Annotated in this window: 14 protein-coding genes; 6 read left to right on the plus strand and 8 right to left on the minus strand. The window is 57.2% G+C overall.

What is annotated here, in order from left to right; genetic code table 11:
- The 4 genes from D8U69_RS16515 to D8U69_RS16530 all read left to right on the plus strand — a co-directional run.
- The coding region (locus D8U69_RS16515; RefSeq protein ID WP_130907734.1) for a glucose 1-dehydrogenase at window positions 1-775 on the plus strand (775 nt) is incomplete at its 5' end.
- Window positions 776-873: 98 nt separating this feature from the next.
- Entirely contained in the window at window positions 874-1485 is a 612-nt protein-coding gene (locus D8U69_RS16520; RefSeq protein WP_130907735.1) for a Yip1 family protein, read from the plus strand.
- A gap of 11 nt (window positions 1486-1496) precedes the next feature.
- Window positions 1497-2861 carry a sodium:proton antiporter gene (locus D8U69_RS16525; protein WP_130907736.1) on the plus strand — a complete coding sequence of 455 codons (1365 nt, stop codon included), beginning with the start codon at window positions 1497-1499 and terminating at the stop codon, window positions 2859-2861.
- Window positions 2862-3049: 188 nt separating this feature from the next.
- A complete protein-coding gene (locus D8U69_RS16530) occupies window positions 3050-3526 on the plus strand; it encodes a hemerythrin domain-containing protein (RefSeq protein ID WP_056855379.1) in 477 nt (158 codons plus the stop codon).
- Window positions 3527-3577: 51 nt separating this feature from the next.
- Here the strand turns inward: D8U69_RS16530 and D8U69_RS16535 are convergent, their stop codons facing one another.
- From D8U69_RS16535 to D8U69_RS16550, 4 genes are all read right to left on the minus strand, one after another.
- Window positions 3578-5500, minus strand: a complete 1923-nt coding sequence (locus D8U69_RS16535) for a PAS domain-containing sensor histidine kinase (RefSeq protein WP_130907737.1) — start codon at window positions 5498-5500, stop codon at window positions 3578-3580.
- A gap of 95 nt (window positions 5501-5595) precedes the next feature.
- Window positions 5596-6498, minus strand: coding sequence for a zeta toxin family protein (locus D8U69_RS16540; RefSeq protein WP_130907738.1), 903 nt, complete (start codon window positions 6496-6498; stop codon window positions 5596-5598).
- 155 nt (window positions 6499-6653) lie between these two features.
- Window positions 6654-8906, minus strand: a complete 2253-nt coding sequence (locus D8U69_RS16545; RefSeq protein WP_130907739.1) for an ATP-dependent DNA helicase — start codon at window positions 8904-8906, stop codon at window positions 6654-6656.
- Entirely contained in the window at window positions 8903-10555 is a 1653-nt protein-coding gene (locus D8U69_RS16550) for a VRR-NUC domain-containing protein (RefSeq protein ID WP_347238265.1), read from the minus strand. The genes D8U69_RS16545 and D8U69_RS16550 overlap by 4 nt, the downstream gene beginning before the upstream one ends.
- 203 nt (window positions 10556-10758) lie before the next feature.
- Between D8U69_RS16550 and D8U69_RS16555 the strand changes: the two genes are divergently transcribed.
- Window positions 10759-10983: a YgdI/YgdR family lipoprotein gene (locus tag D8U69_RS16555; protein WP_130904878.1), complete on the plus strand. Its 225-nt coding sequence runs from the start codon at window positions 10759-10761 to the stop codon at window positions 10981-10983.
- Between the two features lie 126 nt (window positions 10984-11109).
- Here the strand turns inward: D8U69_RS16555 and D8U69_RS16560 are convergent, their stop codons facing one another.
- From D8U69_RS16560 to D8U69_RS16575, 4 genes are all read right to left on the minus strand, one after another.
- A complete protein-coding gene (locus D8U69_RS16560) occupies window positions 11110-12195 on the minus strand; it encodes a polyamine ABC transporter substrate-binding protein (RefSeq protein ID WP_130907740.1) in 1086 nt (361 codons plus the stop codon).
- Between the two features lie 70 nt (window positions 12196-12265).
- Window positions 12266-12607 (minus strand): cupin domain-containing protein, encoded by a 342-nt coding sequence (locus D8U69_RS16565; protein WP_056855385.1) that lies wholly within the window; start codon window positions 12605-12607, stop codon window positions 12266-12268.
- 30 nt (window positions 12608-12637) lie between these two features.
- A complete protein-coding gene (locus D8U69_RS16570) occupies window positions 12638-14044 on the minus strand; it encodes an FAD-dependent oxidoreductase (protein WP_130907741.1) in 1407 nt (468 codons plus the stop codon).
- A gap of 50 nt (window positions 14045-14094) precedes the next feature.
- Window positions 14095-14907, minus strand: a complete 813-nt coding sequence (locus D8U69_RS16575) for a nuclear transport factor 2 family protein (RefSeq protein WP_056855387.1) — start codon at window positions 14905-14907, stop codon at window positions 14095-14097.
- 263 nt (window positions 14908-15170) lie between these two features.
- Here D8U69_RS16575 and D8U69_RS16580 point away from each other — a divergent pair, with 263 nt between their 5' ends.
- On the plus strand, window positions 15171-15443 hold the full coding sequence (locus D8U69_RS16580) for a DUF1652 domain-containing protein (RefSeq protein ID WP_034148820.1): 273 nt from the start codon (window positions 15171-15173) through the stop codon (window positions 15441-15443).
- Window positions 15444-15613 lie beyond the last annotated feature (170 nt).

The raw sequence follows: 15613 nt of genomic DNA on the forward strand, positions 1-15613 counted from the left end.
CTGTGGCGAGCAAAGCTATAAAGGCTCGGGACGCCTGAACGGCAAGATTGCCCTGATCACTGGTGGCGACAGCGGCATTGGCCGTGCGGTGGCGATAGCGTTTGCCCGTGAAGGCGCGGATGTGGCCATTGCCTACCTTGATGAACAGGAAGATGCCGAGGAAACCGCCCGTTGGGTCGAACAGGCTGGGCGCCAATGCCTGTTGCTACCCGGCGACCTGGCGCACAAAGTGCATTGCCAGGCACTGGTCGAGAAAACCGTCGAGCGCTTCGGACGCATCGATGTGCTGGTCAACAACGCCGCATTCCAGATGACCCACGAAAACCTCGAAGACATTCCCGATGAAGAATGGGTGATGACCTTCGACGTCAACATCACGGCCATTTTCAGGATTTGCCAGGCAGCACTCAAACATATGCAGCCGGGCAGCTCGATCATCAACACCAGTTCGGTCAACTCGGACTTTCCTAACCCGACGCTGCTGGCGTACGCCACCACCAAGGGCGCGATTGCCAATTTTTCTGCCGGCCTTGCCCAGATGCTGGGACCGAAGAACATTCGGGTAAACAGCGTCGCGCCTGGGCCAATCTGGACGCCGCTGATCGTTTCGACCATGCCTGAAGACAAGGTGCAGAATTTTGGTGGCAATACCCCCCTTGGGCGCCCCGGGCAACCGGTTGAAGTCGCGCCCATCTATGTGCTGTTGGCAAGCGACGAAGGCAGCTATATCACCGGCCAGCGCTTTGGCGTCACGGGTGGCAAGCCTATCCTCTGATACCCGGCGATCCCGAAAAATGGAACCGGTCGACGCTTGCGGCGCTCAACACTCCATAGGCCCACCTCAGGCGGGCCTTTGGATATCAGGAGGTCGCCATGTCCGCACCTATCGTCAAGCTGTTTACTCAACCGAACTATGCGTGGACGGATATTCGCAAGGAAGAGGAAGCGCATCCACGTCATTATCTTGCACATTTACTGTTGCTCGCTTTGATCCCCCCGGTGTGTCTGTTCATTGGGACCACCTACGTAGGCTGGAGCCTGGCGGAAAACGAAACGGTCAAGCTCAGCGCGGCCAGTGCGTTACAACTGTGCATACTGCTTTACGTCAGCATCCTCGTGGGCGTCGCCGTAATGGGCATGTTCATCCGCTGGATGTCGCGTACCTTCGACGCACGCCCGACTCTCAATCAATGCATCGGTTTTGCCGCCTACACCGTCACCCCGTTTTTCCTCGCCGGTATTGCGGGGCTGTACCCGAGCCGCTGGCTGGCCATCCTGGTATTAGGCGCGGCGTCGGTCTACTCGACCTTCCTGCTGTTCGTTGGCTTGCCGACGTTCATGCATGAGCGCAGGGAACAAGGCCTGCTCAACTCCGCTTGCGTCTGGGGCGTCGGGCTGTTGGTGCTGGTGACCATCCTGGTGGAAATGATCCTGCTGTGGTTCAACGTGCTTACGCCTGAGTATTTGCGCGCTACTGTCGGTTGAACACCGAAGCCATGAGCTTCATCATCTGGGTCGCCGTGCTGGGGGCCGTGCTGCTGACTTTGGCACTCACCTCGTCGTACCTGCGGTGGATGCCGGTGACCACATCGGCAGTGTGCCTGCTGTTGGGCGTGGCCATCGGGCCGGCAGGCCTCGGTTGGCTCAGGCTGGATATCAAGGACGCGTCGTTCTGGATGGAGCACCTGACGGAAGTCGCGGTGCTCTTTTCTTTGTTCGTCTGCGGGCTCAAGTTGCGGCTGCCGCTCAAGGATCGCAAATGGCGCGTGGCCTATGGGCTGGCGGGACCGGTGATGCTCCTGAGCATCACCGGCGTCTGCCTGATGCTGCATTTTATTTTCGATCTGGCGTGGGGACCTTCGCTGCTGATCGGCGCAATACTGGCGCCGACCGACCCGGTATTGGCATCGCTGGTTCAAGTCAATGATGCCAAGGATGACGATCCTGTCCGCTTCGGGCTTTCCGGCGAAGCTGGATTGAACGACGGGATCGCGTTTCCGTTTGTGATCCTCGGCCTGCTGTTTATTCAACAGGGTGAGGCCTCATCGGCGGCCTGGCTCGATGAATGGGCGCTCAAACGACTGTTGTGGGCAGTTCCCGCCGGTTTGCTGATCGGTTATTGCATGGGCCGTGGCATCGGCCGGCTGACCTTGTCGATGCGCATCAGAAACGCCGACAGCACAGTCTCCCCCAATGATTATCTGACTTTTGCTCTGATCGCACTGGCCTATGTCGCCGCCGAGTCGGTGCATGGCTACGGGTTCCTTTCGGTATTCGCTGCGGGCCTCGGCCTGCGTGGTGCGGAGGTCAAATCCACGGGAGATTCCCAACCACCGGCAGAGCATCTGGTCCAAGCGGTGGTCGGCCATCAGAACGTCGAGCCTGACGCCGCGGTGCATGGCGACGTGGAGCATCTGGAGGAAACGCAAGTCGCGGCCGGGATCATGATCGGCGACATGCTGTCCTTCGGCAGTCTGGTGGAACGTGCCATGGAAGTTTTTTTGGTGACGCTGCTCGGCGTGGTGTTGATGGCGCATTGGGATTGGCGCGCACTGGCCATCGCAGGAGTGTTGTTTTGCCTGATTCGTCCCATGAGTGTCGCGCTCATACCTTGGGGGAACCTGCTCGACGGTCGGCAACGACTGCTGATCGGCTGGTTCGGCATACGCGGGATCGGCAGCTTTTATTACCTGTTCTATGTCCTCAATCACGGGCTGAACCCAGCGGTGGCGACGCTATGCACTGACCTGACATTGTCCGTGGTCGCGCTTAGCATTTTGATCCACGGCATCAGCACCCAGCCGGTCCTTGCCCGTTATGAGCAGCGCAAAAAGCCAGTGGCAGGACCGCGAACTGCATGAGTCAATCTTCGAACTCATGCACCCTGCATGACTTCCATTTGCCAGCACTCAATCCTATGTCTTTGATGTTTCAGGTTTTTATAAATCAGTCAGAAACGGCACGACAAATGCTCCATTCCCATGAGCGACCTTCGGCATCGAGACCGTTTGCGCCCTACCCCATCCGTGACGATTTGAGAGACCTGACCATGAATGCCATCGACCTGTTGAAAGCCGACCATGAACGCGTAAAGGGTATTTTGAGCCAATTGAGCGAATCCACCGAGCGCGGCGTAAAAAAACGCACAGAGCTGCTTAACAAACTGGAAATGGAGATTTCCATTCACACCCGTCTCGAAGAAGAAATTCTGTATCCGGCGTACAAAAAAGCCGGCGGCAAAGAACAGGACGTCATGTATTACGAAGCCAAGGAAGAACACCGCACCGTTGATTCACTGGTTTTGCCGGATCTGAAACACACCGACCCGTCGACCCCTGAATTCGCTGGTCGCGTCAAAGTGGTCAAGGAGTTGCTGGAGCACCACATTGAAGAGGAAGAGACTGAAATGTTTCCTCAAGCGAAGAAATTGCTCGGCAAAGCTGAACTGGAAGAACTCGGAACACAAATGGAAACCCTGAAAACCCAGCTCAAAAAGCAATTCAGCGAATCGCACATGGCTGCCTGATGAGCCACGACACACACAGGCCTGGCTTTCGTCAGGCCTTTTTTTGCGCAGTTATTTCATTGCCGAGGCAATCGATTTCACCAGATTGAGCTGGGTGAACGGCTTTGAGAGCCGTGGCAGCCTGGCAGCGAAGCCTTCCAGTCGCTCGGCGTAGCCGGTAGCGAGAATGATCGGTATGTCGGGTTTCACGGCGCGGATCGCATCCGCCAGTTGTGCACCGTTCATTTCTGGCATTGCCATGTCGGTGATCACCAGATCAATGGTGGGATTGACCTCAAACAATTCAAGCCCCTGAGCACCTGACGTCGCGGTGATAACCCGATGGCCGAGGTCTTCGAGCAGCAGGCACGTGCTGGTCAGTACCAGGCTGTCGTCATCGACCACCAACACACACAACCGATGGGTCTCTGGCGTTTTGGCTGGGTCGGCAACCTGGACCGCTACCGCTCCCTCCGATGCGACGGGTAACCACAGTTCGGCTGTGGTGCCGTGATTCTTTTGGCTTTTGAGAATGAACCGCCCGCCCAGTTGCTCGACAAATCCATGGACCATCGACAAACCCAGCCCGGTGCCTTTGCCAAGCCCTTTGGTGGTGAAAAACGGATCCATCGCCGATCCCAGAGTGGCCTCATCCATGCCGTCCCCGGTGTCGCTGATGCTCAGGCAGACATAGCGCCCGTCATCGGGTAAAGGCCAGGGCTCATCCCGGGCATCGGCTTTACGGGCGCTGATGATGATCGTGCCACCGTTGGGCATTGCATCACGGGCATTGGTGACCAGGTTGAGCACGGCCAGTTCCAGCTGATTGACATCCGCCATGACCGGTTCGATCTCTGGAGGAAAGCGGGTTTGCAGAACCACTGACGGCCCGAGCGAACTGCGCAGCAAGCCGGAAATGCCTTGCACCAGCACGGGAATTTCGACCGGCTCGGATTTCAGTTCCTGGCGTCTGGCAAATGCCAGCATCCTTTGAGTCAGGGAAACACCGCGCTGCGCGCCCTGGGTCGCATTGTCCAGCAGGCGAACGATTTTCGGATCATCAGCCAGGCGTTTGCGCACAATCTCCAGATTGCCAAGAATCACCGTGAGCAAATTGTTGAAGTCATGGGCAATCCCGCCGCTGAGCTGACCAATGGCTTGCATTTTCTGCGCCTGGAACAATGCCTCGCGGGTTTGCTCCAGGGCTTGTTGCGCCTGGGTGACTTCAGTGATGTCACGGGTAATCTTGGCGAAACCGAGCAAGGTGCCGGTTTCTCCCCAAATCGGATCGACCACCACGTGGGCCAGAAAACGCGTGCCGTCCTTGCGAACGCGCCAACCCTTGTTTTCGAATCGCCCTTCATTCGTAGCGATGCTCAGCGTGCGTAGCGGTTCTCCAGCCTCGCGGTCTTCAGGCGTGTAGAACATTGAAAAGTGCTGACCGATGACTTCTTCCGGCAAATAGCCCTTGATGCGCTGGGCCCCCAGGTTCCAGTTGGTCACATGGCCGCGGGGATCGAGCATGTAGATGGCGTAATCGGTGACACTTTGCACCAGCAAGCGGAATTGCTGTTCGCTTTGCTTGAGGGTTTCTTCAGCCATTTTGCGATCGGTCAGGTCGCGGGTGATCTTGGCGAATCCCAGTAACTTGCCTGTTGGATCGAGAATCGGATCGATCACCACGTGAGACCAGAAATACGTGCCGTCCTTGCGTACGCGCCAGCCTTCACCTTCGAAACGCCCTTCTCGAATCGCCGTATCAAGGGCCTTTTGCGGCAACCCGGCACGGCGATCCTCTTCGGTGTAAAAACGCGAGAAGTGCTGACCAAGGATTTCGTCTTCGTCATACCCCTTGAAACGCCTGGCACCGGCGTTCCAGCTGGTGATGATGCCATCGGGATCAATCATGTAGATCGCATAGTCAACCACCGCATCGATCAACAAACGAAGTCGCTTGTCCTCGAAGCCGTCGGTATTGGTTCGATCTTCGCTCATTGACCCCTCACCCGTTTATGCTTGCTTTGAAGTATGCGACAAACCGCAGGATTGGAAAGCTCCAGTATTTGCGTCATATAGACGCCACGCGGATTTTACCGGTACACGTACTTTTCGATATAGGTATACAGGTCGTTATATACAAAATCCGGCACTTGCCTGGCGTGGGCTCCAGTCTTGAGCAATGCCAAATGGCAGTCTTTCACCATTTCGTTACGCTCCGCCATGGTGTAGACCTTCTTGTCGATGATGGCTTGGTACTCGCTGTAGGTGTATGCCTTTGTCGACTCGCTGACGTTGAGATTGTCCCTGGCATCTCTAGTGTAGGTACTGTGAGCCCGCAAAGTGCGCTCGTTCAAGGTCCCCAATCCGCGTTCATACAAAAGGATCTGTGAACCGCTATGCACTTTGGCGATGGCCTCAAACGCAAGAAGGATGGCCTGCGCGTTACTCATGCTGGCCGTGAGGGTCGAATAGCTGACAAAGCGTTCCAGCTCCTTGTTTTCAAGACTTTTGAGTGCCCTCTTGATGCTGGACACGTGCGCAAACGCCTGGTTGCAACCGACGACATGGGCTTCCAGACGATAGCCATTAGCGATGGACGACAAATCGGAAAAGCGGATGTCATCGAAGGCGCATTCCATGATGAGGTTGTATTTGCGTGTGAGTGCCTCGATAAAGATTTTGCCGCTGAGTTCTCGAACAAACTTCTCTGTGTGGGCATACGCATGCAGGCCCCCTTCCTTGATCATGTCCGCGTATTGAGGGTGCTTTTCTCGATACTCGGGCAAGTACAGCCGAACATAATTGGCGTATTGCCCTGAAGGCAGCAGTTCCTTTTCAAGCAGATAGGTTTTACCTGAGCCCTGTAATCCTGCAGTGACCAACAGTTTGGGCGGGGTTTCGGCGGTTTTACCGGCGAACAGTGTGGCCGTGATTTCGTTGAGTGCTTTGGACACGTCTGCAGGCGTATGGGCGTACTTTGGTGTTTCTGACATGGCTTGATTTCCTTATCAAAGAACCGGGTGAGAGTGATACCCGGTCATTTCAATAAAGTGTGCTTTCGGTGATTGTTCAAATCGTCGTTTGCTTCAAGGTATGTCAATGTTTTTAAAGGTAAAAAATCCTACTGGCCGGGGTGAAAAAGCGTTGGTTACACAGACCACCATCGCGGCAGCAATTGCTTGACCTTGCTCTCGCCAAAGCGGTCATCGATCAACATCACCACGCCTTGATCCTGTTGTGTGCGAATCACCCGGCCTGCGGCCTGGACCACTTTTTGTACGCCGGGAAACAGGTACGTGTAGTCGTAACCGGCACCAAATATCGCCGCCATGCGCCGTTTCATTTGCTCATTGACGGGATTGAGCTGTGCCAGCCCAAGGGTGGCGATAAACGCGCCGATCAGGCGCGCCCCCGGCAAATCGATGCCCTCGCCAAACGCCCCGCCCAGTACGGCAAAGCCGACACCTTGGCCATCGGCGGTGAATTGATCGAGAAACTGCTGGCGTTGTTCCTCTGTCATCCCCCGCGATTGCGACCACAGATTGATCTGCGGATGGCGTTCGGCCAATAGCTGTGCAACTTGCTGCAGGTAATCGAAGCTGCTGAAAAAAGCCAGGTAATTGCCCGGGCGCTGGCTGAACTGCCGGGCAATCAATTCAACGATCGGTGCGAGTGACGCCTGACGATGAACAAAACGGGTGGAGATGCGGTTGACGATGTGCACCTGCAATTGGTCGGCATGAAACGGCGATTCAACATCAATGCACACGGTGCTCGCCGGTGTTCCCAGCAAGTCGGCGTAATAGTGCCTGGGGCTAAGCGTCGCGGAAAACAGCACGGTGCTACGCGCTGCCGTCAAACGGGGGCCGATGAACCCCGCCGGCACCACGTTGCGCAGACAGAGTTGCGAGAGATTGCGTTTGCGATCGAGATCACGCTTGCTGATGTCGAACAGGTACTGCTCGTCAAAGAGTTCGCCCACACGGCAAAACTGCAGCATGTCGAAGTAAAAGCTCTGTAGCGCGCTGTCCAGCCCCTGCGGGTGATCGTTCAGAAAGTCGCCGATGCTTGCGCTGCAGGATGACAACGCCTGGAGCAACTTTTCCGGAGGTTTGTCATAAGCCTGATAGACGCCGAGTTGCTGGCTATGCAGGGCGTTCCATTCACGGTTTACCCGTTGCAGTGGCTTTTTCAATGCCTCGGGGGCGGTTTTACGCACGCCATTGAGCGTCGCCTGGTCGAGGCTGGCGCTGTACATCTGACGACCGCGCTCCACCAGGTTGTGGGCTTCGTCCACCAATACCGCGACTTTCAATTGGTTGGCCTGGCATAGCCCGAACAACAACGCGCTGAAATCGAAGTAATAGTTGTAGTCGGCCACCACGACGTCGGCCCAGCGCGCCATTTCCTGGCTCAAGTAGTAAGGACAGACCTGGTGCGCCAGGGCGACCTCACGCAGCGCATTCTGATCCAGCAGACGCAACTCACTGGCAGCTTGCCGTGCCGCGGGCAGGCGATCATAAAAACCCCGTGCCAGCGGACAGGATTCGCCGTGACAGGCGCTGCCTGGATGCTCGCAAGCCTTGTCCCGGGCGATCATTTCCAGGACGCGCAAGGGTGGCGCATCGGCGCTGTCGAGAATCACCTGCGCGGCATCCAGGGCCAGTTTGCGCCCCGGCGTTTTTGCCGTCAGGAAGAACACTTTGTCCAGTTGCTGCGGCGCCAGGGCCTTGAGCATCGGAAACAAAGTGCCGACGGTCTTGCCGATCCCTGTCGGTGCCTGGGCCATCAGGCAACGGCCGGTGCTGACTGCCTTGAACACGGACTCGGCAAGATGTCGCTGGCCCGGGCGGAAACCGGCATGGGGGAATTGCAATTGCTGGGCGGCGCCATTACGTGCTTCGCGATGAGCCTCTTCCTGTTCAGCCCAGTGCAGAAACAGGCGGCAATGTTGCTCGAAGAACACTTGCAGTTGCCCGGCGCTGAAAGACTCGACCAGACAGGTTTCCTTTTCGCTGACGATATCGAAATACACCAGCGCCAGATTGATCTTCTCAAGCGCCAGTTTCTGGCACATCAACCAGCCGTAGACCTTCGCTTGAGCCCAATGCAGTTGACGGTGGTTGGCCGGTTGCTTGTTCAAGTCGCCGCGGTAGGTTTTGACTTCTTCCAGGCAGTTCTGCGTCGGATCGTAGCCGTCCGCCCTGCCCTTGACCTTCAGGCTTTTGAACAACCCTTCAAGCGCGACTTCACTCTGGTAACCCTCGCTGCGCCGGGACGCTACCGTGCGATGGCCGACAATGCCTTCCAGCGCTGTCGGCGACGGTGTGAAGCGCAGGTCAAGGTCACCGACCTTGGCGGTAAATTCACACAGCGCCCGCACGGCAATGCTGTAGCTCAAGCGGCTTGCTCCGCCCATTGCACATAGCAAACGGCAATCGGCATGCCGTGCTCATGACAGAACTCCAGCCAGCGCAGCTGGTTATCCTGCAAGCGATCCCCTGGCCCTTTGACTTCGATCATGCGGTAGGTTTTTTGCTGCGGCCAGAACTGGATCAAGTCGGGCATGCCCGCGCGATTGGCCTTGATGTCGAGTAACAGTCGATTGAACCAGTGCTTGAGGTGTTCCGCCGGCAAACAATCCAGTGCCTGCTCCAGCAACGCTTCGTTGAGCGCTCCCCAGAACACGAACGGCGACTGCACCCCCCATTTTTCGCTAAAGCGTTCACGGATGGTCTGCCGATAACGCCCGTCATCGAGTTCTGCCAGGCACGCCTGGAACAGATCTGCGCGGCGCTCATGGAAATCCTCGTTGAGCAGGTCCACCGGGCCACGCTGGAACGGGTGGAAGAAAGCCCCGGGCAACGGCGCGAAAATCGCCGGCCAGCACAACAGACCGAATAACGAGTTGATCAGCGTGTTTTCCACATAGTGGACCGGTGCCTCATCCTGCGTGAGGTGCGCCTGCACGTAATGCTCCACCGACAACGCCAGGTCCGTGCGTGGCAATTGCAGGTCCAGGCGCAGCATTTGCCGGGGTGAGGCGCGTTTCATTGGCGGCCCGCCGAGCTTGCGCCGCAGCCTTGGCAGCATCCGCAGCAGCACTTGTTGCTCGGCGGCACTTTCCGGTGCCTGTTCGGCCTGGGTGGCCAACGCCAGTGCCAATTCGAATTCACCGCAGCGCTCCAGTACGCGGATCAACCGCAACCGCGCGCCGGGATATCTGCACTGGCGATACAGCGTCAGCGCAGAGGCGAAATCGGCGATGCGCTCGCAATGCTGAGCGATCTGGAACAGCAGTTTCTCGCGGCGCCGTTGCAGCCATGGGTTGCTCAATGTCAGCCCGTTGACCTGTCCGATAACATCCCCCAGCGCTTCACCGGCCTCGAACAGTTGCTGGCAATGGTGCAGGAACATGCAGGCATCCACGTCTTCGCGGCTGCGCAGGCCTCGCGAGTCGGCGCAAAAGTCGACTTTTTCATAGGTAAAGATACCCAGGTCCGCCAGCACGAACTCGGACCAATCCTGGTAAAGATTGCCAAAAAACATCAAGCGCAGGCGATCACACAAGCCCATGATCGTCAGGCTGAACAACTGGTCGTCCAGCGTCGGGCACCATTGCCTGAAGGTGCGAGCCTCGGGAAACTGCTCGCTCAGTGCCGGTAGCCAGTCAGTCTTTTTTCCTTTTGGCTGATCAATGGCCGTACCCAGACATTGGAGAATTTCGGCTTTGAGCAACACCTCGAACAGCGTCTCCACCGCCAGGGGCATTTGTTGATCAACCCACACCAACGCCAGCAACGGGCTGGCAGCGGCGGCGATGTCGCCAATTTCGGGGTAATGCAATTTACCCGCTCTGAAGTGAATGCCCTTGCGCATGATCAGGCGGACCAGCAAGGCCCGGGACTCGCGAGGTAACCCTTTGAAGTCGGTAATGAAGCGCTGTTCCTCGTCAGCCAGCACATCGGCATAGCGATGTTCAAGCCAATCAATGACTTGCATGAAGTTGTTCAAGTAGTAGAACGGATCGTCGAGGGGTTTTGCTGTCACGGGGAATGGGAGCCATGGGAACGAATACTGGTTATGCGTACAGATACCAGCAACGGCCTGCCCGGTGCAAACGGAAAAGGATAAGCGGCGGCGCTGTCAGGTATTTTTTCCGGCGCGCAGAACTTTCCGCCGATCCACGGCACCAACCGCGTTACAGGCACTGTCTAAAGCAACAGTCGGTCTTTTTTGTGGGAGTGTGAGTTATGAATATCAAGACTTTGGGTATGTCCGTGGCGATAGCGGCCTCATTGGCACTCGCCGGTTGTTCTACCCCAACGGTGGTTACCTTGCAGAACGGCACCCAATATTTGACCAAGGACATGCCGAAAACCAAAACCAAGGACGGCTTCTACGAGTTCGAGGATATTTCCGGGGCGAAGGTCAAGGTCAGGTCTGACGAGGTGTCCACCATTCGCAAGGAAGACTGACCGGTGGGGTTCACCTGGAGCGAGCTGCTCACGATGGCGGCGTATCGGGCACCAACAATGTCGAATGTACCGGCCTCATCGCCAGCAGGCTGGTAATGAGGCCTTCAGGTGCTGCCGTCTGACAAATCAGCTACCGGTACGGATCTTGTTCCATAGCCGTGTCCGAATCCGATCGATGTTCAGTGGCATGGCTTCCAGGGCGAACAATTTGCCCATCATTTCCGGGCTCGGGTAGACCTTGGTGTCATTCTTGATGGCCGGGTCGATCAGGCTGTCTGCCTGTTCATTGCCATTGGCGTAATGCACGTAGTTACTGATACTGGCCATGACGTCGGGGCGCAGCAGGTAATTCATGAACGCATAACCGGCCTTTTCGTCCGGAGCATCTACAGGCATGGCAACCATGTCGAACCAGATCGCTGCGCCTTCCTTGGGAATCGAGTAGCCGATGTCGACACCATTTTTGGCTTCCCTGGCGCGGTTTTCCGCTTGCAGGATGTCGCCCGAGAAGCCGACAGCCACGCAAATGTCACCGTTGGCCAGGTCACTGGTGTATTTGGACGAGTGGAAGTAACTGACATAAGGGCGAATCTTCATCAGCAAGGCCTCGGCCTTTTTGTAGTCTTCCGGACTTTTGCTGTGATGCGGCAGGCCTAGATAATTCAGCGCCGCTGGCAACAGTTCGGGGCCGTTGTCGAGGATGGCCACGCCGCATTTTTGCAGTTTTTGCATGTTTTCCGGTTTGAAAATCAGGTCCCAGGAATCCACCGGCGCATTATCGCCGAGCACCGCTTTGACCTTGGCAATGTTGTAGCCGATGCCAGTGCTGCCCCACAGGTACGGGAAGCCGTGCTCATTACCCGGATCGTTGGTTTGCAGTGCCTTGAGCAGCACCGGATTGAGATTCTTCCAGTTCGGCAACTGGCTCTTGTCGAGTTTTTTCAGCGCTCCGCCTTCGATTTGCCGCGCCATGAAGTGGTTCGAAGGAAACACCACGTCGTAACCGGATTTGCCGGTCATCAGCTTGCCATCAAGGGTTTCGTTGCTGTCATAGACGTCGTAGGTGAATGCAATGCCGGTTTCTTTCTGGAAGTTTTTCGTAGTGTCCGGCGCTATGTAGTCCGACCAGTTGTAGATTTTGACCGTTTCAGCCGCCTGGCTGATGGATGCGACCAGCATCAGCGGGGCCAGTGTCAGTGTCTTTCGGATCATGAGCGATTCCTGTATGGGTTTGTTTTTGTTGGCAGGCAATCAAAGGATCAGCTTTTGTTTTTTTAAGAGCTCAAAAAATCAAAACGTAGGTCTTGCGCACGGTTTCCTGGATATCCCAGATACCGAGGCTGTTGGCGGGCAACATCAGTGCATCGCCGGCTTGTATGTGCAGGGTTTCGCCATCGTCCGGGGTGAAGGTGCAGCGGCCCTGGATGAAATGGCAGAATTCCTGGGCAACGATCTGCCGCCGCCAGCGACCGGGGGTGCATTCCCAGACGCCGGTTTCGACGCCGTCGTCGCGCTCGACACTGGTGGTCGAGGCCACCGCCACAGGCGTGCCGAGCGGCACGGCGACCGGGTTCGACTCCTCGAGTTGCAGGGTTGCGGTGTTCTTGAATTGCGTGATGCTCATGGGAATACCTGTGGTTGTAGAACGCGTCGGTTACTGCATGAAACCTTCCATGAACCCCGCCACTCCACTGGCGAGCTTGCGCCGCCAAGGCGCGGTGGCCGGGTTGGCGAGGGTCTGGTCTTCGTGGACAAAGCTGCGGATGATCGCGTTGTAGCCGAGCCAGCGGCAGGGCTCGGGCTCCCAGGCCCGCAGTGCATCAAGGCTACGTTGGGGAATGACCCATGGCTGCCGGACCTGCTCGGTGTCGCGTTGCAGGATCAGGTCAGCCAACGTCCGCCCGCCCAGGTTGCTGGCACCCACGCCCTCCCCGCCATAACCGCCGGACAAGGCGATGCCACTGGCCTGATCGCACAGCATGTGCGGTTTGAACCGCCGCGACATGCCAAGATTGCCGCCCCAGCCATGGGTGATCTGGACGTTCTTGAGTTGCGGGAACAACTCACCGAACAGATAGCGGCGCAGTTCGATTTCACTGCGGGTCAGGTCAAAGTTGTGGCGCAACTTGCCAGCAAACTGGTAACCACCGCGGGCACCGAAAACCAGGCGGTTGTCTGCGGTACGCTGGCCGTAAGTGACCTGGCGGCTGCTTTCACTGAACGCCTGGCCGCGGCTCAGGCCGATTTCGTCCCAGGTCGCAGCGGACAAAGGTTCGGTGGCGACGATCAAGCTTTGTACCGGCAGTTGATAACGACCTAACGGCGGTAACGTTACCGAATAGCCTTCTACCGCTGGCACTATCCAACGGCTGCGCACCGAAGCTTTCGCCGTGTGCAGGCTGCCGGACTGCCATTGGGTCACCGGGCTGTTCTCGTAGATCCGCACACCCATGCGCTCCACCGTCCGCGCCAGGCCGCGTACCAGTTTGGCTGGGTGAATGGTCGCGACATGCGGGGCATAGATGCCGCCGTAGGGTTTGGCGACACGGATCTGCTGCGCCAATTGTTCAGGGCTGAGCCAGCGGTAATCGCGCTCGTTGAGTCCCTGCTTGTAGAGCTTGTCCAGGTATAGGCGCAGGTTGGCTTCCTGTTCCGGGTAGCGGGCAGCGCAGTACAGCACTCCACCTTTGCGATAATCGCAGTCGATGCCCTCACGTTCCAGGACGATTTCCACTTCATCGGGAATACTGTGCAATAAGTCGTATGACGCCCGGCGCTGTTCAGGTGACAGCTCGGCAAGCAGCCGGTCCTCCCCCAACAGATTGCCCATCAACCAGCCGCCATTGCGTCCCGAAGCACCAAAACCGGCGGTTTGCGCCTCGATAATGGCGATGTTCAGGCCAGGTGCCTGACGCTTGAGGTAGTAGGCCGTCCAGAGTCCGGTATACCCGGCGCCGATGATCGCTACATCGATGTCCAGATCCTGTTCCAGCGCCGGACGCGCCAGCAACGGCTCGTCGAGTTGGTCCATCCACAAACTGATAGTGCGCCACGCCGGCATGCAAGACTCCGCCAATCAAACTTCGTTGGCGCTGATCCTAGTGCGTGAGCTCAAGCGTTGTCTTGCGCGCGTGCACGCAAAGAAATTTGTTTGGCATACGCCTTGGGTGACAGCCCGGTGTGTTGACGGAAACAGCTGTAGAACGCCGACAACGAATTGAACCCGGCAGCGAACGCCAGTTCGTCGATGCGCAGCGGTGGTGCGGCGTTGTCCAGCGCCGCGAGAAGATGTTGCAGGCGCGCCTGGTTGACGTAGCGATAGAAGCTCTGCCCCAACACCTGATTAAGCAAATAGGAAATCTGGTTGCGACTGTACCCGCACTCCTTTGCCACCCGTTGCAGGTCGAGTTCAGGGTCGAGATAGGGTTGCTGGCGCTGGAAATACTGTTGCAGATCCTCGGCCATGAAACTCAACTGCCGTGGTGACAAGCCCAGGCGACTGACCGCCGGCCGCTGGCTGCTGCTTTTACCGGTGGGCTGTTCACGCACCACAGAGGCGTATTCGTTGACCCGCCAGATCAGCCCGTCCTTGACGGTAATCGCTTCACTGGCGCGAAACGACACCAACCCTTCGCCGCCACGCAGGGTGATGCGGTACTGAATGAACGCCGTGTTGCCGTCCAGCCGAATGCGGTCCGAATGTTCCAGCGCCTCATCCGGATCGCGGGGCATGCTGCTGCGCACGTATTCGCGCAAGTGCTCAAGGCCCATCACGCGGTTCTGGAAAAAGTCGTTGTACTGGATCTCGGGATGGTAAAGCGCCATGACCCCGTCGAGATCCCGGTGTTTCCAACGCAGGTGATAACGCATGACCGTCTCGGCCGTGGCCTGGGTTTGCTGTGGGCCATCATCCTCGGCGTGCATAAAGGTCTCGACGTGAAAAAGCCGAGCTTGCCCAACTTCGGCTTCTGCATCAATGGTTAAACGGATAGCGGTATATTTGCGAAAACGTTTGCGCCAAAAGGCGTGAATAAAAAATGCGAAGCAATTGCCAAACGACCTGAAAAATCCACATTTTTTTCACATTCAGGTGCTACTTTTAAAGTCTGTCATCGGTAGAGCCAATGAAGGCTCTTCCCTCCTAACGTGAGCTAAAGGAAGCGCTCGATGAAGAAGGTGGGCAACACATGAATAAAGGGTTCAGCAAGGTCACTTTTCCAAACGCCTGCCAGCTGATGCGCTGGCATTTTCATCCCATGGGTTTCGAGGCCAGCATGGATGCCCCGGGCAGCATGATTGCCCGTTTGTTTGATCGTGCAACCGGCGAGACCATGATCGCCATTGCCGGTATTCCGTGTGCGACGGTGATGAATGCCGCCGATGTGGAGCGGATCATCGAAGCCGTGGAGGATGAGCTTGAGGCGTTCATTCCCCCGGTAGCCCTCAGGAGCTATGCCTGAAGGCCTGAAAGTCATAAAAAAGCCCACTTCACGTGTAATCCTGTTCACTTAAATGAGCATTAGCATCCTGTGGCGAGGGAGCTCGCTCCCGCTGGACTGCGCAGCAGTCCCTTTAAGGGCCGCTTCGCGCCCCAGCGGGACGGTGCGGCGATCCGACAAGCTCCCTCGCC

The sequence above is a fragment of the Pseudomonas sp. Sample_16 genome (genome assembly GCF_004307665.1).
In the GTDB taxonomy this organism is placed as follows: Bacteria; Pseudomonadota; Gammaproteobacteria; order Pseudomonadales; family Pseudomonadaceae; genus Aquipseudomonas.

Bases quoted from the DNA above. Each gene is read 5' to 3' on its own strand.
- D8U69_RS16520 (WP_130907735.1), top strand. From the start codon at position 874: ATGTCCGCACCTATCGTCAAGCTGTTTACTCAACCGAACTATGCGTGG.
- D8U69_RS16575 (WP_056855387.1), bottom strand. From the start codon at position 14,907: ATGCACGCCGAGGATGATGGCCCACAGCAAACCCAGGCCACGGCCGAG.
- D8U69_RS16525 (WP_130907736.1), top strand. From the start codon at position 1,497: ATGAGCTTCATCATCTGGGTCGCCGTGCTGGGGGCCGTGCTGCTGACT.
- D8U69_RS16540 (WP_130907738.1), bottom strand. From the start codon at position 6,498: ATGTCAGAAACACCAAAGTACGCCCATACGCCTGCAGACGTGTCCAAA.
- D8U69_RS16535 (WP_130907737.1), bottom strand. From the start codon at position 5,500: ATGAGCGAAGATCGAACCAATACCGACGGCTTCGAGGACAAGCGACTT.
- D8U69_RS16555 (WP_130904878.1), top strand. From the start codon at position 10,759: ATGAATATCAAGACTTTGGGTATGTCCGTGGCGATAGCGGCCTCATTG.
- D8U69_RS16570 (WP_130907741.1), bottom strand. From the start codon at position 14,044: ATGCCGGCGTGGCGCACTATCAGTTTGTGGATGGACCAACTCGACGAG.
- D8U69_RS16565 (WP_056855385.1), bottom strand. From the start codon at position 12,607: ATGAGCATCACGCAATTCAAGAACACCGCAACCCTGCAACTCGAGGAG.
- D8U69_RS16560 (WP_130907740.1), bottom strand. From the start codon at position 12,195: ATGATCCGAAAGACACTGACACTGGCCCCGCTGATGCTGGTCGCATCC.
- D8U69_RS16530 (WP_056855379.1), top strand. From the start codon at position 3,050: ATGAATGCCATCGACCTGTTGAAAGCCGACCATGAACGCGTAAAGGGT.
- D8U69_RS16580 (WP_034148820.1), top strand. From the start codon at position 15,171: ATGAATAAAGGGTTCAGCAAGGTCACTTTTCCAAACGCCTGCCAGCTG.